Source organism: Bacillus sp. GS3m_15504, from assembly GCF_055825275.1.
This window is the reverse complement of record NZ_JBVVNL010000001.1, coordinates 2,560,875-2,580,409: the sequence shown is the minus strand read 5'-3', so window position 1 is coordinate 2,580,409 and position 19,535 is coordinate 2,560,875. Positions and strand designations below refer to the sequence as shown.

22 protein-coding genes are annotated in these 19,535 nt (G+C 35.2%); 17 read left to right on the top strand and 5 right to left on the bottom strand.

Features of this window, described 5'->3' with window-relative positions; all coding sequences use genetic code 11:
* The first annotated feature begins 128 nt into the window (after positions 1 to 128).
* Positions 129 to 1,553 carry an aldehyde dehydrogenase family protein gene (locus AC0L0O_RS13610; RefSeq protein ID WP_000716439.1) on the top strand — a complete coding sequence of 475 codons (1,425 nt, stop codon included), beginning with the start codon at positions 129 to 131 and terminating at the stop codon, positions 1,551 to 1,553.
* Between the two features lie 119 nt (positions 1,554 to 1,672).
* Here the strand turns inward: AC0L0O_RS13610 and AC0L0O_RS13605 are convergent, their stop codons facing one another.
* Complete coding sequence (locus tag AC0L0O_RS13605; protein WP_000247554.1) at positions 1,673 to 2,065, bottom strand: YueI family protein; 393 nt, start codon at positions 2,063 to 2,065, stop codon at positions 1,673 to 1,675.
* 230 nt (positions 2,066 to 2,295) lie between these two features.
* Between AC0L0O_RS13605 and AC0L0O_RS13600 the strand changes: the two genes are divergently transcribed.
* Positions 2,296 to 3,429 (top strand): BA2291 family sporulation histidine kinase, encoded by a 1,134-nt coding sequence (locus AC0L0O_RS13600; RefSeq protein ID WP_000425094.1) that lies wholly within the window; start codon positions 2,296 to 2,298, stop codon positions 3,427 to 3,429.
* A 33-nt stretch (positions 3,430 to 3,462) separates the two neighbouring features.
* Here AC0L0O_RS13600 and AC0L0O_RS13595 read toward each other — a convergent pair whose 3' ends face one another.
* Positions 3,463 to 4,212, bottom strand: coding sequence for a DUF4397 domain-containing protein (locus tag AC0L0O_RS13595; protein ID WP_000083261.1), 750 nt, complete (start codon positions 4,210 to 4,212; stop codon positions 3,463 to 3,465).
* An 814-nt stretch (positions 4,213 to 5,026) separates the two neighbouring features.
* Between AC0L0O_RS13595 and AC0L0O_RS13590 the strand changes: the two genes are divergently transcribed.
* The 10 genes from AC0L0O_RS13590 to AC0L0O_RS13545 all read left to right on the top strand — a co-directional run bounded on the left by AC0L0O_RS13590 (position 5,027) and on the right by AC0L0O_RS13545 (position 14,331).
* Positions 5,027 to 6,337 carry an aspartate aminotransferase family protein gene (locus AC0L0O_RS13590; RefSeq protein WP_001205893.1) on the top strand — a complete coding sequence of 437 codons (1,311 nt, stop codon included), beginning with the start codon at positions 5,027 to 5,029 and terminating at the stop codon, positions 6,335 to 6,337.
* Positions 6,334 to 7,032 carry an acetate CoA-transferase subunit alpha gene (gene atoD, locus AC0L0O_RS13585; protein ID WP_000208097.1) on the top strand — a complete coding sequence of 233 codons (699 nt, stop codon included), beginning with the start codon at positions 6,334 to 6,336 and terminating at the stop codon, positions 7,030 to 7,032. The genes AC0L0O_RS13590 and atoD overlap by 4 nt, the downstream gene beginning before the upstream one ends.
* The gene (locus tag AC0L0O_RS13580; RefSeq protein WP_000525271.1) at positions 7,017 to 7,679 is read left to right on the top strand and encodes a CoA transferase subunit B; all 663 of its coding nucleotides are present in this window, start codon (positions 7,017 to 7,019) and stop codon (positions 7,677 to 7,679) included. The genes atoD and AC0L0O_RS13580 overlap by 16 nt, the downstream gene beginning before the upstream one ends.
* Before the next feature lie 15 nt (positions 7,680 to 7,694).
* The gene (locus AC0L0O_RS13575; protein WP_000436675.1) at positions 7,695 to 8,963 is read left to right on the top strand and encodes a peptidase; all 1,269 of its coding nucleotides are present in this window, start codon (positions 7,695 to 7,697) and stop codon (positions 8,961 to 8,963) included.
* Entirely contained in the window at positions 8,960 to 9,805 is an 846-nt protein-coding gene (ablB, locus tag AC0L0O_RS13570) for a putative beta-lysine N-acetyltransferase (protein ID WP_000878620.1), read from the top strand. Before AC0L0O_RS13575 ends, ablB begins: the two co-directional genes overlap by 4 nt.
* Before the next feature lie 99 nt (positions 9,806 to 9,904).
* Positions 9,905 to 11,290 (top strand): arginine utilization transcriptional regulator RocR, encoded by a 1,386-nt coding sequence (rocR, locus tag AC0L0O_RS13565; protein WP_003288007.1) that lies wholly within the window; start codon positions 9,905 to 9,907, stop codon positions 11,288 to 11,290.
* A gap of 209 nt (positions 11,291 to 11,499) precedes the next feature.
* Entirely contained in the window at positions 11,500 to 12,921 is a 1,422-nt protein-coding gene (gene kamA, locus AC0L0O_RS13560) for a lysine 2,3-aminomutase (protein ID WP_000902136.1), read from the top strand.
* Complete coding sequence (locus AC0L0O_RS13555) at positions 12,918 to 13,190, top strand: YokU family protein (RefSeq protein WP_000995764.1); 273 nt, start codon at positions 12,918 to 12,920, stop codon at positions 13,188 to 13,190. Before kamA ends, AC0L0O_RS13555 begins: the two co-directional genes overlap by 4 nt.
* A 72-nt stretch (positions 13,191 to 13,262) precedes the next feature.
* The gene (locus AC0L0O_RS13550; RefSeq protein WP_000750724.1) at positions 13,263 to 13,478 is read left to right on the top strand and encodes a YozE family protein; all 216 of its coding nucleotides are present in this window, start codon (positions 13,263 to 13,265) and stop codon (positions 13,476 to 13,478) included.
* 190 nt (positions 13,479 to 13,668) lie between these two features.
* A complete protein-coding gene (locus AC0L0O_RS13545; RefSeq protein WP_000101489.1) occupies positions 13,669 to 14,331 on the top strand; it encodes a hypothetical protein in 663 nt (220 codons plus the stop codon).
* 4 nt (positions 14,332 to 14,335) lie between these two features.
* Here the strand turns inward: AC0L0O_RS13545 and AC0L0O_RS13540 are convergent, their stop codons facing one another.
* On the bottom strand, positions 14,336 to 14,503 hold the full coding sequence (locus AC0L0O_RS13540; RefSeq protein WP_000456537.1) for a DUF3930 family protein: 168 nt from the start codon (positions 14,501 to 14,503) through the stop codon (positions 14,336 to 14,338).
* A gap of 149 nt (positions 14,504 to 14,652) precedes the next feature.
* Here AC0L0O_RS13540 and AC0L0O_RS13535 point away from each other — a divergent pair, with 149 nt between their 5' ends.
* The 5 genes from AC0L0O_RS13535 (at position 14,653) to AC0L0O_RS13515 (ending at position 17,396) form a co-directional block, all read left to right on the top strand.
* A complete protein-coding gene (locus tag AC0L0O_RS13535; RefSeq protein WP_000658451.1) occupies positions 14,653 to 14,832 on the top strand; it encodes a YozD family protein in 180 nt (59 codons plus the stop codon).
* Between the two features lie 110 nt (positions 14,833 to 14,942).
* Positions 14,943 to 15,125, top strand: coding sequence for a hypothetical protein (locus AC0L0O_RS13530; protein ID WP_000473370.1), 183 nt, complete (start codon positions 14,943 to 14,945; stop codon positions 15,123 to 15,125).
* Positions 15,125 to 15,946 (top strand): serine/threonine protein kinase, encoded by an 822-nt coding sequence (locus AC0L0O_RS13525; protein WP_000872036.1) that lies wholly within the window; start codon positions 15,125 to 15,127, stop codon positions 15,944 to 15,946. Before AC0L0O_RS13530 ends, AC0L0O_RS13525 begins: the two co-directional genes overlap by 1 nt.
* Complete coding sequence (locus AC0L0O_RS13520; protein ID WP_000486596.1) at positions 15,928 to 16,683, top strand: sporulation protein; 756 nt, start codon at positions 15,928 to 15,930, stop codon at positions 16,681 to 16,683. Before AC0L0O_RS13525 ends, AC0L0O_RS13520 begins: the two co-directional genes overlap by 19 nt.
* A gap of 77 nt (positions 16,684 to 16,760) precedes the next feature.
* Complete coding sequence (locus AC0L0O_RS13515) at positions 16,761 to 17,396, top strand: phosphatase PAP2 family protein (protein ID WP_000833366.1); 636 nt, start codon at positions 16,761 to 16,763, stop codon at positions 17,394 to 17,396.
* Here the strand turns inward: AC0L0O_RS13515 and AC0L0O_RS13510 are convergent.
* Positions 17,386 to 18,267, bottom strand: coding sequence for a cation diffusion facilitator family transporter (locus tag AC0L0O_RS13510; RefSeq protein ID WP_000380395.1), 882 nt, complete (start codon positions 18,265 to 18,267; stop codon positions 17,386 to 17,388). The genes AC0L0O_RS13515 and AC0L0O_RS13510 overlap by 11 nt on opposite strands.
* A 288-nt stretch (positions 18,268 to 18,555) precedes the next feature.
* Complete coding sequence (locus AC0L0O_RS13505) at positions 18,556 to 18,870, bottom strand: thioredoxin family protein (protein WP_098500211.1); 315 nt, start codon at positions 18,868 to 18,870, stop codon at positions 18,556 to 18,558.
* Between the last annotated feature and the right edge of the window lie 665 nt (positions 18,871 to 19,535).

The window sequence follows — 19,535 nt, the reverse complement described above, 5'->3', positions numbered from 1 at the left end:
CTAGATGGCAGAGTTTTTTTTTGAGCATAATGTTTTTGGCAAAATAAGGGCTATGTTACAATGGAATAAGTCAGACCTTTCACTAGGTGAAGTATTGTTGTATACATATATTTGAAAGGAGAAGAATTATGAAAAAGCATTTATATATAAATGGAGATTGGAAGTCTGTAAACACGTATAAACCATTATACGCACCATATTCTGAAGAAACATTAGCGGAAATTGCGCAAGGAACGGAAGAAGATGTAAAAGAGGCTGTTGCTGCTGCAAAAAATGCCATGAAAGAAATGAATACATTATCTGCATATGATCGTGCGACTATTTTAGAGAAAGTCGCACAAAAAATGGATGAAAGAAGAGAAGAATTTGCAGAGATTATTGCAAAAGAGGCTGCAAAACCAATACGTGCTGCAAGGGGAGAAGTAGATCGTACCGTTCAAACATATAAATTTGCAGCTGAAGAAGCGAAGCGTATATACGGTGAGACACTGCCACTTGATGCAGCACCTGGTGCAGATGGGCGTATTGCATACACAATACGAAAACCGATTGGGGTTATAGGGGCTATTACACCATTTAATTTTCCATTAAATTTAGTGGCACATAAAGTTGGTCCTGCAATTGCTGCTGGAAATACAGTTGTATTAAAACCAGCTGATCAAACGCCTCTATCATCTTACGCATTAATCGAACTATTTGAAGAGGCAGGATTGCCAAAAGGAGCTTTAAATATTATTTCTGGCCCCGGTTCAACTGTTGGTGAAGCAATAGTTACAAATGATGATGTGGCTTCCATTACTTTTACAGGAAGTCCGAAAGTTGGAATTGGAATTAAGGCAAAGGCTGGGTTAAAGCGAGTTACGTTAGAACTAGGATCAAATGCTGCAGTTATTATTGATGAAGATGTAGAATTAACAGATGAATTAATTGAACGTGTAAAATGGGGAGCATTTGTTAATAATGGACAAGTTTGTATTTCGGTGCAACGTGTTTTTGTACATGAAGAGAGAATGGATGACTTTCTATCAAAGTTACGGAAAGCGATGGAAACAGTTGTTGTTGGTGATCCGCTGATTGAGGAAACGGATGTATCAGCTTTAATTTCGAAAAAAGATGTCGAGCGTATCGATAACTGGGTGCAAGAAGCGGTTAAAGAAGGAGCAAACGTTTTATATGGCGGTAACAAACGTGATGAAAGGGTTTTTGAACCAACTGTATTAACAAATGTGCCGGAGCATGTATCTGTACAGTGCCAAGAAGTATTCGGCCCACTTATGACAGTAAATACATTTAAAGAATTTGATGAGGCCATAGAGCAAGTAAATAATTCACGTTACGGTCTACAAGCAGGCGTATTTACTAATAATTTGTTTAAAGCAATGCGTGCAATTGATGAATTAGAAGTTGGTGGTGTCATGATAAATGATATTCCGACGTTTAGAGTAGATCATATGCCTTACGGTGGTGTGAAAGAAAGCGGTACAGGGCGTGAAGGAATTAAATATGCAATAGAAGAAATGACAGAAATGAAATTAGTATGTATTAAAAAATAAAGTATATAGAATGTAAATAGCGCAATAAAAAACGAGTAGGAAATGTTTACGATTCCATACTCGTTTTTTACTTTTGCTTTACGCTTTTCAGAACGATTTCATTTAATCAAGTGTACCATTTACTTCATTTCTTGTTTGTAAATAGCATCTTCTACATAAATTTGTTCTTTGTCAACAGCAGTGCTATGAGATAATACTAAGCCGATTGGTGTCTCTATGCCTTTATTTTGAACAATTGTAAAAGGAACATTTTTTTCATTTGCCAATTTAATGTATTTGGATAAATGTGGGTAAGCAATGCCACCATTTAGGAATATTTGTAATGAGTGAGAAGAGCGCATGCTACTAGCTACTTCAGCATATACATTACTTTGCATTACTTGACCGATAGTTAAAGCGATTTCTACACGCTCACGTAATGTAGTTAAATACATATTACGTTCTTCTGGTTTGTTCTGCTTTTGGCCATAAATGCCTTCTTGGAGATAATCTTCCACATTTTTATTTACCATATTTTTCACACCTTTCCTTTTCTATTGTACGAAAGAATGAATCAGGATGCAAAAAAAGTCGCATCGAATAAAAAAATTTGAATGAAAGGAAGGAAAATGGAATGCATCAATCTAAACAATTAATAAAGTTATAAAAATTTTATCAACACATATTAACAAAATGTGACAATAATCTATTAACGAATCATGATTTTTGTGTTAATATTCAAAATATAAAGGGTATTCGTCGCATGGAAATGGAGGGAATGGAGGTTTTTCCAATCGATAAGGATATTAAAGAAGTATTTTGTTCGCACTTGAAAAACAACAGGCACCAATTCGTTGAGAACTGGAAAAACAAAATGATAATTTCCGATAAAGATCCATTTAGACTAGAAGTAGTTCAAAATGGAGAGGATTTATTAGAGTTTATTATTGAACTTATTATGGAAGAAAAAGATATTAATTATCTTCAGCCATTATGCGAGAAAATTGCTATTGAACGTGCAGGAGCAGATGCTAATATAGGTGATTTTGTTTATAATGCAAATGTGGGAAGAAATGAGCTTTTCGAAGCGATGTGTGAATTAGATGTTAGTGCACGTGAATTGAAACCAATTATGAACCAAATACATACTTGTTTTGACAAATTAATTTATTATACTGTTTTAAAATACTCGGAAATTATATCAAGAAACTTAGAGGAAAAACAGCAATATATTAACGAAACACATAAAGAAAGGCTGACGATTTTAGGGCAAATGTCAGCTAGTTTTGTACACGAATTTCGTAATCCGCTTACTTCCATTATGGGATTTGTCAAATTATTAAAGGCAGATCATCCTAGTTTATCGTATTTAGATATTATTTCTCATGAATTAGACCAATTAAATTTTCGTATTTCACAATTTTTACTCGTATCAAAAAAGGAAATGTGGAATGAATCAGAAAGTTTTTGGCTTAATGACTTGTTTCAAGATATTATACAGTTCTTATATCCGAGTTTGGTCAATGCAAATGTTTCGATTGAAAAGAATTTGCCATATCCAATTCCGCTTACTGGTTATCGGAGTGAAGTGAGACAAGTATTTTTAAATATATTAATGAACTCAATTGACGCTCTTGAATCAATGAAAGAAGAACGGAAAATTATCATTGATGTATTTGAAGAAGATCAATCGATTCGAATTGTAATAAAAAATAATGGGCCAATGATTCCAGCTGAAAATGTAGAAACGATTTTTGAACCATTTGTAACTACTAAAAAGCTAGGAACTGGTATTGGATTATTTGTATGTAAACAAATTGTAGAAAAACATAATGGATCCATCATGTGTCGTTCGGATGACGATTGGACAGAATTCCAAATTGCATTTCAAAAATAAACAGTCTACACCAAATAAATGGTGTAGACTGTTTTAATTTGTAAGTATAACGGCTTCTAATTTAGGGTCTTTCGTGGAATAACCTAAAATTGAAATTGTATAAATAATGTTCGGTTCGACTTTGAAATCCGGTATAGTTAGCAATACACTTTGATTATCTGCGAGTGAAACTTCAATATCAGCTGTACCAGGGCTAACTTCTAAAAAATCTGTTATTTGTTTAAAGAGTACATTTTCAAATAAATGATCGCCATCTTTTAAACTTACATTTACAACAGGGGTATCGGGAGAAAAGTGTGCAAAGCGTATTTTTGCCTGACCTGCTGGTAAATGAGTATTATCAAGCATAGGCTGTAATTGTAGATGATTATCATTATTTATTGTAGCAAAAGTATAAGTGTGATTTCCCATTATTGGTACTAAAGCTGAAAAGATGGGAGTTTCATTTCCGACAGGAACAATATCTATTCGGTACTTACCTTGCACTAATGTTAAATAAGGGCTAAATTGTTTAAATGAAATATTTTTAATAACCTTTTGCCCGTTTACTAAAATATCAACCGCAGGTGTATTGGAAGCAGAGTGAAAAAATCTTATGTGTGACGGTAAAGTAGCTTCTTGTGAATCTCTTTTTTCATATGCCTGTACAAGATTCGTAAGCGCATCATAATATTTCATATATAGTTCTACATATTTTTTGGGATTATGAAATTGATAGTAACGAGCGAGCTGTTCGTAACGAGCAGCTTCTTGTCCATATTTTTCGATTTCAGATTGAGACATGAACATTCCTCCTTTGTCATCATTAAAACTATATGCTTAGCAAGGATGAGGTTATGCGAAAAAATGGTTTCCAAAGGAGAAAATTTGTAATGAAGACGATGAAATGCATGGTCTGAAATTCTTGAAAAATAGGGATTTTTTAAATTATAGGCAAATACACATACAAAGTGATAATTGTCCTACATAATTTATAAAGGAATGGTAGTTTGACTTTGAGGGAAGGAGTGACGAATTGGGATATGGTTATCCCAAAGGTGATTGGAAATGAAGTTATGAAGGATTTTGTGCTATTGTTTTTAGTTCATTTTTGCAAGTGAAGGTATTAACCGGTAATAGAGCGTCGTGCCGAACTGATTAATGTAGTTAATCGGTTCTTTTTTTATTGTATAAAACGAACGCAATGTATGTAGAATATTGGTTTTTATACAAATAATCACTATGCATTTAGTAAGGATAATTGTCGAATTTTGTTTGAAAATATGCAATATAAAGTAGGGGAATAGGAAGGAGTTTAAAGGGAGTTTCGTCGAAGTTTACACAATGTCGGCAATTGAGCGAGGCTGGCATTATGTTAGAAAAATATTTAGTGAAGCGTTAATTTTATATAAGGGAGGGTTATTTGAGCGTATAGATTAGGGTTGGTCTTTGAATTAAGTTCTGAATTTTCTGTTTTCGAAATAATATTTAGCACTCATTTGTATATTTTATAATAGTTTTTTGATAAATTCACTGCTTTCGCAGAGGGTTCTTTTTTATGAAAGAAACGTCAATTTTCTTCATATATATATACAAATTGGAGAAATGGGGGAGCGCTATGCGCGATTACTTAATTAAACCACTTGTTGGTCAGCCGTATCCAATGATTTCACATGGAAAAGGTGTGTATTTGTATGATCAAAACGGAAATAAATATTTTGATGGCTCGTCAGGGGCAATTACGGCAGGGATTGGGCATGGCGTAAAGGAGATTGCGGACGTTATCAAAAAGCAAGCAGAGGAGATTGCTTTCGTTTATAGATCACAGTTTACGAGTGAACCAGCTGAAAAATTAGCGAAGAAATTAAGCGATTTAAGTGTAGGAGATTTGAACTGGAGCTTTTTTGTAAATAGTGGTACGGAAGCAAATGAAACAGCTATGAAAATTGCAATTCAGCATTTTCAAGAGCGGGGTATTCAAGGAAAGCATAAAATTTTGTCTCGATGGATGAGTTATCACGGCATTACGATGGGAGCATTATCGATGTCTGGGCATCCACTCCGTAGACAACGTTTCGTATCAATTTTAGAAGATTATCCAACTATTCCAGCTCCATATTGTTTTAGATGTCCGGTGCAAAAAGTATATCCAACTTGTCAGCTTGCCTGTGCGACGGAACTAGAAAGGTCAATTGAAAGAATTGGAGCAGAACATATTGCAGCTTTTATCGCTGAACCGATTATTGGAGCAGCTGGAGGCGCAGTCGTTCCGCCGAAAGAATATTATAAAGTTATTAAAGATATTTGTAGCCATTACGATATTTTATTTATTGCTGATGAAGTAATGACTGGGCTTGGTCGTACTGGTGCATGGTTTGCGATGGAGCACTGGGGTGTAGAACCGGATATTATGACTCTTGGTAAAGGTTTAGGAGCTGGATACACACCGATGGCAGCGACGGTTGTAAGTGACCGTGTTATGGAGCCGATTTTACGAGGGTCACGTTCTGTTATGAGTGGGCATACGTTAAGTGCAAATCCATTATCTGCAGCAACAGCTCTAGCTGTTATTGAATATATGGAGAAACATAATTTACCTGAAAAAACAGCGGAAAAGGGAGAGTATTTAATAAAGGGACTACAGAAAGTTCAGCAACAATCGACAATCATTGCTGATGTGCGCGGAAAAGGATTGCTAATCGGAGTAGAATTGCAACCGTTTTCAAAAGCATCGGAACTTATTTCGGTTGCAGCTAAAAATGGTCTTCTTTTATACCAAGCTGTTTCAGGGCAAGCAGGAAAAGAAGATAGTGCACTGCTTGTGGCACCGCCAATGACAACTACATATTCCGAGTTAGATGAATTACTTTCAATTTTTGCAAAAAGTGTAGAAGAAATGATGCAAAAAGGAGGGCATAGTATCGCATGACAACTATTACGAATACATTCGATAAATTAAAAGAGATAGAGGAAGTAATTTCTTTATTCCACGATGATATGACATTAATGTTTGGGGGATTTGGGGGGATCGGATCCCCTCCATCTTTAATACAGGCGATTTTAGAAAAAGGAGTTACAAATTTAAATTTAATTGGGAATGATACGGGATTTCCTGATGTAGGAATCGGTCGTCTCGTTACAAATGAAAGAGTAAAATCATTAATTACTTCTCATATCGGTTCAAATCCAAATGCAGGAAGACAGCTAAACGAAGGAAGGTTGCAAATTGAATTTTCTCCTCAAGGAACATTAGCAGAGCGTATTCGCGCTGGTGGTGTAGGACTTGGTGGCGTATTAGTTGATGTAGGTGTTGATACGATTGTAGAAGAGGGAAAACGTACAGTTGAAATGAATGGCAAGACATATTTAGTTGAAACAGCATTAACTGCTGAGGTTGCGATTGTATATGCGAAAAAAGCGGATCCATTTGGTAACCTTGTGTTTGATAAGAGCGCTCGTAACATGAACCCTCACGTTGCTATGGCCGGGGATATAACGATTGTAGAAGCAGAGGAAATCGTTCCACTTGGAAGTTTAGATCCAGAAGAAATTGTTGTCCCAGGAGTATTTGTAAATTATATCGTACCGTCGGAAGGAGTGAATTGGAAATGGGTATGGGCGTAGAAGTGAGAGATAAAATTGCTAGACGTGCGGCGAAAGAAATACAGAATGGAATGATTGTAAATTTAGGTATTGGTATACCATCGCTTGTACCAAATCATTTGCCTGACGATATAAACGTTATGTTTCATGCGGAAAATGGAATTGTAGGTATGGGACCTACGCCAAGTAAAGGAAATGAAGACGAAAATTTATGTAACGCAGCAGGTTTGCCAACTTCTCTTATTACAGGAGCAAGTTATTTTGATAGTTGCACAGCGTTTGGGATGATTCGAAAAGGTTTACTAGACATAACAATTCTTGGTTCATTACAAGTAAGTGAGAATGGTGATTTAGCGAACTGGATTGTTCCAGGAAAACGCGTTCCAGGTATTGGGGGAGCAATGGATTTAGCTCAAAAAGCGAAGCGGGTCGTTGTTGTGATGAATCATGTCGATAAATACGGAAATGCAAAAATTGTTTCGGAGTGTACATTACCATTAACTTCAAAAAAATGTGTAGATTTAATTATTACGGATATGGCAGTAATGGAAGTAACGGAGGGTGGACTTATTTTGCAAGAATTGATGAGCCCTTACACAGTGGAAGATATAAAGCAACATACAGAAGCAAATTTTAAAATTTGCTCTAACTTACTAGTAATTGAATGAGGGGAGATGTAATATATGGAGCAATTAAAAAAACAAATTTGTGATTATATTGAGAGTCAAGAAGAAGAGAGCGTAAAATTTTTAAAACGATTAATTCAAGAAAAGAGCGTATCTGGTGATGAAAGTGGTGCACAGGCAATTGTGATTGAAAAATTGCGCGAGCTAGGTTTAGATCTTGATATTTGGGAACCTTCATTTTCTAAAATGAAAGATCATCCTTATTTTGTATCACCACGTACAAGTTTTTCGGATAGCCCGAACATTGTGGCAACCCTTAAAGGAAGCGGCGACGGGAAATCTATGATATTAAATGGACATATTGATGTTGTACCAGAAGGAGATGTGGACCAGTGGGACCATCATCCCTATAGTGGTGAGAGAATAGGAAATCGTATATACGGCCGTGGAACAACGGATATGAAAGGCGGCAATGTCGCGCTAATGCTTGCGATGGAAGCAATTATTGAATCTCGTATTGAATTAAAAGGAGATATTTATTTTCAAAGTGTAATAGAAGAAGAAAGCGGCGGAGCAGGAACATTAGCTACGATATTAAGAGGATATAAAGCGGATGGTGTCATTATTCCAGAGCCGACAAATATGAAGTTTTTCCCGAAACAACAAGGTTCTATGTGGTTTCGTCTACATGTGAAAGGGAAAGCAGCGCATGGTGGAACACGTTATGAAGGAGTAAGTGCAATTGAAAAAAGTATGTTTGTTGTAGATCATTTGAGAAAGCTGGAAGAGAAGAGAAATAATCGAATTACAGATCCGTTATTTAAAGGAATCCCGATTCCAATTCCAATTAATATTGGAAAAATTGAAGGCGGGAGCTGGCCAAGTTCTGTTCCCGATTCGTTAATTTTAGAAGGAAGATGCGGTATTGCGCCGAATGAGACTATAGAGGCAGCAAAAGAAGAGTTTGAGAATTGGATTACGGAATTAAATGATGTGGACAATTGGTTTGTTGAAAATCCTGTAGAAGTAGAATGGTTTGGAGCAAGATGGGTTCCAGGTGAACTGGAAGAAAATCATGAGTTAATGACAACGCTCGAGCATAACTTCGTTGAAATCGAAGGGAACAAACCGATTATTGAAGCATCTCCGTGGGGGACTGATGGAGGCTTATTTACACAAATCGCAGGTGTACCAACGATAGTATTTGGCCCAGGGGAGACGAAAGTAGCGCATTATCCAAACGAATATATAGAAGTTGATAAAATGATAGCTGCCGCAAAAATTATTGCATGTACATTACTAGATTGGTGTGAGGTGAAAAAATGAAATACTATGAATCTTTTAGAGAACAGACGAATGGCTATACAGTAGAAGGTGTTTTGGACTATTTTAATAAACGTATTCGAGTAGACCACTACACAGGAAATGTTGAGAGGATTATCCAAACAATTGATGAATTAGCAGAGAAACATTCTTTCACTAAATGTATTGTTAAAGGAAAGGGAGAGCATGTTTCCACATGGCTCTCTTTCGGTTTTTTATTAGAAGCAACATTACCACATTATTTTCAAGGTCATGATGCATACTTTTTCGTGAAATTTAATAATGATGAAAGACGAAATAGTATTCATTGGGCTGAGGAAGATACCATTTTAAGCGGTGTAAAAGCAAAAGAGGTAAAGGAAAAAATAGTCCCAGAGAAATTTCTATTAAGAAAAGCGACAGAAGAGGATGCAGAAGAATTAGCGGCTGTCTTTGGAGAAGTATTTGAAGTGTATCCAACTCCATTAAACGAAGCGAGTTATGTAAAACAAACGATGAAAGAAGACGATACAATTTACTATGTGTATGAATTCGAGGGGAAAATAATTAGTACAGCATCTGCAGAAATGAATATAAAAGAAGGAAATGCAGAATTAACGAATTGTGCTACTTTACCTGCATATCGTAAACATGGGTTTATGAAAAGTTTATTAATTAAGTTAGAAGAAGAACTTCAAGAGAAATCGATTTTCTGTTCTTATACAATTGCTCGATCGCTTTCTTTCGGAATGAATGCAGCCTTTTATCAGTTAGGCTATACGTATACAGGAAGATTGGCGAACAATTGCTACATTTTCGATAAGCTAGAAGATATGAATATATGGGTAAAGGATTTGTCTAAATAGTACGTTATAAAAATAGAACGGAAACGTCATGCTTATAATCGCACATAGGTATGCCGGAAATTCGGCATAGTATTTGCTGAATTTTCGGCAAGAGGGGGGATGACATTGCTAGCAGTTTCGACACAAGAAGTCATTGAAGCGATTTTGGGCAGTATTGATGAGGCTATACACGCAGTAGATGAAAATGGTATTACAATTTTCTATAATACTGTAGCTGCAAAACACGATGGATCAAAAATTGAAAAAGTGTTAGGTAAACATTTGTTAGAAGCGTTCCCTTCTTTATCTAGGGAAACAAGTACGTTGATGAAAGTGTTAGATACAAAAAAACCAATCGTTCATCAAGTGCAGCATTATCAAAATTTAAATGGAGAAGACATTTGCACAGTAAATACGACGTTACCTATTCTTATAGATGGAAACATTGCTGGTGCTGTTGAAATTGCAAAGGATTATTCCACAGTTCAAAAGCTTACAGATACAATAGTCGATTTGCAGTCGAAAATAAAGCGGTCATCTAGAAAAAAAGCAATCAAAAAGCATGTTGCATTTGAGACAATCGTAACGAATGACGCTCGGTTTAAACAGACGAAAGAATTAGCACAAAAAGTAGCTCCAACTGATGCGAATGTTTTAATATATGGGGAAACAGGAACAGGGAAAGAGTTATTTGTACAAGCGATTCATGAAGCTTCTAAACGGAAAAACAAGCCGTTTATTGCACAAAACTGCGCAGCTTTGCCAGAGTCTCTATTAGAAAGTTTATTGTTTGGAACGACGAAGGGTAGTTATACTGGGGCAATTGAACGAGCGGGGTTATTTGAACTTGTAGATGGAGGGACATTGTTTTTAGATGAACTGAATTCAATGCCACTCGATTTACAAGCGAAAATGCTACGTGTATTAGAAGATGGTGTTATTCGTCGTATTGGTGATAATAAGACGAGAAAAGTAGATGTTCGCGTTATTACGGCAATGAATCAGCCGCCAGAAGTATGTTTAAAAGAGAATAAAATTCGCACTGATTTATACTATCGATTAAATGTCTTTTCATTATATATTCCGCCGCTCCGTGAAAGAACGGAGGACGTATTATTATTAGCGTCTTATTTTTTGAAAGAATATAATAAAAGTTATAAAAAAGGTGTACTTCAAATGGATAAGGAAGCGAAAGAAAGACTACAATCTTACCAATGGCCTGGAAATGTTCGGGAGCTAAAACATACGATTGAACATGCTGTCATTATTGCAGAAGGGAATACATTAACAGCCAATTGTTTACCGCGTACATTTCGGAAAGAGAGTTTTCCGAAGAAGAAAAGCATATTGCCGCTTAGAGAAGCACTTCATCAAACAGAAAAAGAATTAATAGATCAAGCGTTAATTGAAACGGAAGGGAATATACTACAAGCTGCAAAAATGTTAGGCATCCCTCGTCAAACGCTTCAATATAAACTGAGTAAGTACGACAAAACCGCCGAATAATTGGCGGTTTTTGTGTGTTTGCACGAATAAAAGAGCGTTTACATATATGTAAAGTAATGAATATGATAGTATGTATGAATTTCATACAGTGCTTAAAAATTTTTTTCGCTTATGTAATAGGGTTCTCCGCACATTTACTTATCAATAAAGTAAAGTTGGCATAACTATTGCTTATATAAAGGATGAGCGTATAAAAAGGGGGAATAGCAATGTTACATGATGTATACAAACCAAATCGTCACTGGAAGGATATCGAATTATGGAAAGATGTTACTGAAGAGCAATGGAATGATTGGGTTTGGCAATTAACGAATACGATCAAAACGTTAGATGACTTAAAGAAAGTGATTAACTTAACACCGGATGAAGAAGAGGGCGTTAAAATTTCAACGAAAACGATCCCGTTAAATATTACACCGTACTATGCTTGGTTAATGAATCCTGATGACCCACGCTGTCCGATTCGGATGCAATCTGTACCGATCTCGGAAGAGTTATATAAAACAAAATATGATTTAGAAGATCCGCTTCATGAAGATGAAGATTCTCCAGTTCCAGGGTTGACACATCGTTATCCTGACCGTGTATTATTCTTAGTAACGAATCAATGTTCTATGTATTGTCGTTACTGTACACGCCGCCGTTTTAGTGGACAAATTGGAATGGGTGTGCCGAAGAAACAATTAGATGATGCAATTGCTTACATTCGTGAAACACCACAAGTACGAGATGTATTAATCTCTGGTGGCGACGGTCTTCTAATTAACGATAAAATTTTAGAATATGTATTAAAAAATTTACGAGAGATTCCACATGTCGAGATTATTCGTATCGGTACGAGAGCGCCGGTAGTATTCCCGCAGCGTATTACAGAAAACCTATGTAACATTATTAAAAAATATCATCCAGTATGGTTAAATACACATTTCAATACATCTATTGAAATTACTGAAGAATCGAAAAAAGCATGTGAAATGTTAGCCAATGCTGGTGTTCCAGTCGGAAACCAAGCCGTAATTTTAGCTGGTATTAACGATAGCGTTCCAATTATGAAAAAACTAATGCATGACTTAGTAAAAATCCGTGTACGTCCATACTACATTTATCAATGTGACTTATCTGAAGGTATTGGCCATTTCCGTGCACCAGTTTCTAAAGGTCTTGAAATTATTGAAGGTTTACGCGGACATACGTCTGGTTATGCAGTACCAACATTCGTTGTTGACGCACCAGGAGGAGGCGGTAAAATTGCGCTTCAGCCAAACTATTTAATCTCGCAAAGTGCAGATAAAGTTGTACTTCGTAACTTTGAAGGTGTTATTACAACGTATCCAGAGCCAGAAAGCTACATTCCAGGAAGAGCAGAAGGATACTTTAAAGAAATCTATCCAAACTACGAAGAAAAACGTTCAGATGTTGGTATCGCAGGTCTTATGAGCGACAAGAAATTTAATCTTGTTCCAGACGATTTACAGCGTATGAACCGTCGTAAAGACTATGAGGATAATGAAACGCATGCAACATTAAAAGATAAACGTGATAAGCGCGACCAATTGAAAGATAAAAAATATCAAGCACAAATGGCTAAATTAGAAGAAAACGACAAAAAAACTGAGGGTGATGCAGTATGAATTGTATGTGGTGTGACAGTACAGAAGCAAAAGAAAGCTTAAATACTGTATATTGGGAATTACCAGATGGTACGAAAGCCATTGAAATCCAAGAGACACCATGCATTTCTTGTTCCTCATGTGGTATGGACTATCAATCAGATCAAACAGTGAAAGAAATAGAAGATCAATTGTTTCTAATTTATACGAAAGACTTACCAAAACAACTAACATATGAAGAATTAATGGGAAGACCACGTCTATTAAAAAGAAATTATTTCGACTTTTAACCAGCTTTTATGCTGGTTTTTTTCTTTTTTGCCTTGTATAATGTACCCAAGTTAGAAAGGTAGGGAATATTTTTGAAAAAGACATTTTACCACTATATGATGAAGCATCGTGCAGCTTTATTTAGTAATGAAATATCGAATTTAGCAGAGGCAATGTATGATGATTTAAGTTTTCCGAAGCAATCTGAAGATTACGATGAAATTAGTTCATACTTAGAGCTAAGTGGAATGCTAGAAAGTATGTCTATATTTGATGAAGCGTGGGATTTATACATACAAGATAGATAAAAACTATATGAACTTTTTTCGACATGAAGCTAGTCTATTTGCTAGCTTTTTTTACGTTGTAAATAAATTTTCATATGATGATATTTTTTATTGAAAAAATTTATGAATATACGCTTCTGTGATAAGCGTTTTTATGTAGGTTGCATATACTGTTATCAAAATCACGACGTCAAAAAAAGGAGAGATATAGATGGCAAGGAAAAAGCAACCTAAATATAACGTAGGGGACATAGTCGTGATTACGCTATATGGAACCGTTGGTAAAATCACAAATATGAAGATTTTAGATGGAGTTTACGTATACGAAGTAAATAATCACGATGGTTTTTACGTTGAGCAAACGTTACAGCACGTTTCAGAGCAAGATATGAAAAAAGGTGAAACTGAGTGGATTGAATTAAATTATCATTTCACATTTGGTGATCTCGTGCAAGTAACAGGATACGATAAAGATGTGTTTCGAATTGTTGGTTTTCGTACAGAAGTATGGAGATATAAAAATGACGCATGGGAAGATACAATATACGAACTGTCACGAATTACGGATGGTGAATGGTTAGAAGCGGATGAGTCAGATTTAACGTTACTTGCTAATGCTCAAACGGCAAATGCAATTTTGAAGAAAATGAAACAAGATAAAGCAGGTATGAATAAATTAGATTTAGGAAAATTAAAGTCAATTAACAACTCAAAAAAAGTGAGTGTTAAGACAAATCGTCAAGAAATCATTGATGGATTACTTGATATTTATAACGATTACCAATTGTTATTTGATACATTTAAAGATGAAGAATACAAAATTGTTATGGATGTTGTTCATAATTATTTAGTTAAATTGACAGAGAAAAAATAGTTAACTAGAAAGAGAGAATGAATTGAACAACAACATATGCAGTATAAGGTATGCCTACAATTATTAAAAAAATAAAAAGCCATTTAATAAGAGAGTCTGCCCATTGATCTTCATGCATGAACTCTTCTTTTGTTTGTCCTACTTCTTGCTTTACCTCGTATTGATATTCCATAATTATATCCCCCTTTTTGATAGCTTGTACTACCATCGTATGCACCTTGTCCAAAGGATATGACCTATAAAAAAGAAAAACTATTTTTCTAATCTCATATACATATTTTTGAGATTTTTTCATAAAACAGAAATAAAGGAGTGATGCTCATGAAGGAAATTGAAGTCGTAATTGATACGGAAGAGATTGCGGAGTTTTTTTATGAGCAACTAATTGAAAGAGGATACGTCCCAAAACGTGAAGAAATTGAAGATCTTGCAGATATTACATTCGAGTATTTATTAGAGAAATGTATGATTGATGAAGTGTTTGATGAAGAAGATGAGTGAAAGTAACGACGGGCTTAACTCGTCGTTTTTTACTCTTTACAAACTTGTCACAACTAAAGTCGGCAATTATTGGTATAATTAAAAGAAAATTTTACTCAAGAGGTGAAGGGATGTTCAAAAAAATTATTGATTCTTTATTAGGAAAGAAAAAATATCGTTCGTATTCTAGTAGCGATTATCGCCATAGAGGTCGCTCTTATTCAAGTAGCGATTATAAACGACGTTCATCTGGTTATGGGCATCATCATTATAAAAGAAAACGTAAAAGCCGTAGCTTCTTTTCAAGTAGCTGATGAAATGGCGTCGTATACTAGCTTTATTTGATAGACCGCTGCGAAAAAATACAATTGTTGCAGAACGTTATAAAATTGAATCAGTAATTGGAATGGGCAGTTATGGGGTTACATATGTCGTTAATGATTTACAAATAAATAGATATAAAGTCTTAAAACAATTAAGACAAAGTAAACAAAGATATGTGTCTGGTAGAAAATCATTTGAACAAGAGAAAATGATTTTACAAACATTAAATCATCATGCAATTCCTAGTTTATACGATCATTTCGTATGGGAGAAAAAAAGCTTTTTTGTGATGGAATATATGCCTGGTAAAAATTTCGAAGATTATATTTTCTTAGATGGACATGTATATACAGAACGAGAAGTTTTAAAAATTTTATATGAAATATTAGAAATTGTATCAGTGTTTCATAGTAAAGATATTATTCACCGAGATTTACGCATTCCAAACATATTAATGAAAGAAAACCAAATTAGTATTATTGATTTTGGGTTGGCGAAATGGAAAGGTGAGGGTGATGAACGAGCTACAACTTATGAAGGTGAACAAGCTTTGATGCGAGAGGTTCACTTTCGTAGCGATTTTTATGCGCTTGGTCATTTCTCATTATTTTTATTATATGCAGGCTATGAATCTAATGAAAAATATGAAAAACCATGGTATGACGAATTAACTTTGGAAAATTACAACCGTGAAATGCTGATGCGAATGTTACAAATGAAAACGCCGTACTATGAGAATGTAAGAGATTTAAAAAAAGATGTAGCTTTTGCTTTAGAAAGGATGGAGGTACCATGTTTCAAAAGTTTTTAGCAAGCGTTGGTATTGGTAATGCAAAGGTAGATACAGTTCTTGAAAAAGATGAGTATATTGTGGGAGAAGAGATACTCGGGAAGGTTCACATAACTGGAGGTTCCGTTAGCCAACAAATTGAAAGCATTTACTTAACGTTATCAACATCGTATATTCGAGAAGTGGATGATAAAAAAATAACAACAACATATGATTTAGAGCGAGTTCGTTTAACAGAACCTTTTTCTGTTGAGCCGAATGAAAAAAGAGAAATTCCATTTTCATTTAAAATGCCAGTTGAAACACCGCTTACTCTTGGAATGAAAACAGTTTGGATACACACAGGCCTTGATATTAAACGTAGTATAGATCCAAGTGATCGTGATTACATTCAAGTATTGCCAAATGCACTATTAAATAGTGTGTTAGAGAGTGTCAATCAATTAGGCTTTAAAGCGCGTCATATTGAGTGTGAAGAATTACCGTATCGACTACGTAAGCAAGTTCCATTCGCGCAAGAATTTGAGTTTGTTCCTGTTTCTGGACAGTATTATGGGAAATTAGATGAACTAGAATTGTTGATCTTGCCAAGTGCTTACGATCGTCTAGAGATTATTATGGAAGTAGACAGAAAATCTCGCGGATTAGCAGGTTTATTTGCAGAAGCACTTGATCTTGATGAGAAAGTGATTCGCTTTACAGTAACGAATGAAGATATTCCAACAATGAAAGAAACAATTAACAATTATATTTTTTAATAGACTATGCATAAAAAAGAAATGGAGAGGAAAACTAAAACAACCGCTCCATTTTTTTGCATAGTGAGGTTATGTATGTGAAACGATATCGACATTTATACTTGTTAAGTTTTACGCTACTCATTTGTTTTGTCGTATTATCACTTTCGTATCATACCGCTTGTATTGAGAAATTTGACAATATAGTCGCGCATTTTATTCAAAGTTTTCGAAACGACTACTTGACAACCTACTTTACTTGGATGTCTTTTATCGGTTCCAAAAGAATATATTTTCCATTACTCATCATTCTTGTAATGTATTTTCTCGTTAGAAAAAAATTGCTTAGTGCATTACTTCTAACAATTAATTATTATGGATCTCGTTATTTAAACAGTATGCTTAAACTATGGTACGAACGAGCAAGACCTGATGTAACACAACTTGTTACTGCAACTGGATATAGTTTTCCGAGCGGTCATACGATGAATGCTACTGCTTTTTTAGGATTTATTGCATACGTCACAATTACAGAAGAACGTATTACATTGCATAAAAAATTGTTGATTATTTTTATAGCGAGCTTTGTTGTATTATCTATTTCAGTTAGCCGAATATATCTTGGCGTTCACTATCCATCTGACATATTAGCAGGATGGGCAGCGGGCGGTAGCTGGCTCGTTTTATGTGTTATATTTCATAAAACGTTCATTAAAAAAGAACCTATGTCATAATAGGTTCTTTTTCCATTGGTTCAACATGAATGTGTGCATGATAAATGCCAAACTTTTTCCGAAGCATAGCCTCAATGTTGTCAGTAATACAATGACTTTCACCAACATCCATACGAGCATCTACTTCAATTGTAATATCAACGTACGTTTGATTCCCGTACATACGCGCTTTAATATCTACGATATTTTCCACGCCACCAATATGTTCAATAGCATCAGCGTACTCTTCCATCTTATCTGGATCGATTCCATCCGTTAGCATATGCGAAGCTTCTACGAAAATCTCCCATGCAGTTTTACAAATAATAAGGCCGACAATTAAAGCGGCGATAGGATCTAAAATAGGCATTTGGAACTGTGAACCGACAATACCTACTACTGTACCAATACTTACGAGAGCATCTGATAAATTATCCTTTGCAGCGGCTTCTAATGACTTACTTTTTGTGCGTGCTGCAATCTTTTTCGTATACAAATACACACAGTACATAACGACAGCAGAAAATAAAGCTACCCATGCAGCAAGTACATTAGGTGCTGCTTGTTTTGGATTTAAAAAAGATTGAATGGCACTAATAACAACTTCTAATCCGACCGTTGCCATAATAAAAGAAGCAACAAGTGATGCAATTTGTTCTGCACGCGAATGCCCATATGGATGATCTGGATCACGAGGTTTCCGAGAGATTTTTAGACCAATTAATATCGCTAAAGAAGCACCGATATCCGTTAAGTTATTTAAACCGTCAGCACGTAATGCGCTAGAAAGGGTAATATAACTGATGATGATTTTCATAGAGGATAAAAATATGTAGGCCAAAATGCTGACAATAGCACCTTTATCAGCTTCTTTATTAGAAAGAGTATCCATTTTAATCACTCGCCTTTCTACAAGGAATTTCTTTCTATAAATAGAGTATCAAACGAATGTCGTGTGGGTCTATACAAACATTGTTGACGTTTTATAGCTTTTTAAGAAGTGGGTAACAAAGTTTCGTGAAGGAAAAACATGTTGTAAAGTGCAAAGTTAGGGTATGCAAGCGATTTAGATCTATGTATAACCGGGGAAGGAGAAGGGAGTACAAATATGTATACTTCTGACAGCTGATTTGGAAAAAATAAAAACCCTCTAGAAAATATTTTTCAGAGGGTTTTCATCTTAGTATGCTTCTAAAAACTCAGTAACTTGCTCTTCAGTTTTTGCGTTAGCACTATGTAAGTGGCCTAGCTTCTCACCATTTTGATATACAAGTAAACTTGGAATACCCATTACTTGATACTCTTCAGCGATACTTGGGAATTCATCTTTATTAATAGAATACCATTCAAACTTATTGAACTCTTCCATCACATCTCCGATAAAGTTGTCCATACGCACGCAATCTGGGCACCATGTAGTAAAGAACTTAACAACTACTGGCTCCTCGTTTGCGATGATGTCTTTGAATTCCTGTTCAGATTTGATTTCTTTCATGTTTTGTTTCTCCTTTTTCACTATCAATATTTTTGGTGATTTAGTTGGTGTATTTGCTTTGAAACGAAAACTTCTAACATGAGTTTTTCTACTCGAATAATTCGTTAGCAAATTAATCCACCCAGTTTCTTGAAGTCCTTGTATAACATGTGAGTAAGTATCCGGTGTAATCCTACTTTTATGTCCTGAGCATTCATTTGCGATTTTTGGATATACACCTTAAATCCTAGAAATGAATATTAGGAACCTCACTTTTCTTTATAAGCTTTTTCTAGAGCTGTGTCAAACTTCTGAAATGGTAAGATTACTATTATAAGTAGGGTAAATCAAATTGTATTCATAATAACCATTGCTATAACGTTATTTTCCTCAGATATTTTTATGAGATGTTTATAATGTAATGACGGATAAAACAAGAAATTCCTTTCCAGCACTTAGAGAAGGTAAACGATGGATGATCATTACTCATAAATTTTATGAGTGAATGGAACAACAAGCAGGAAATTCAAAAAATGATGTAGGAATGCATGTATGAACTTAGAGGAATCGTTATAAAAATTTATTTATGAAGTTGTGAGATAAGAGATTAGGGTGACGTTATCTGCGTTCCAGCAACAATCACAACCGAATAAAGTAATGCGGGGGAAAGCGTGGTAGAAAGATAT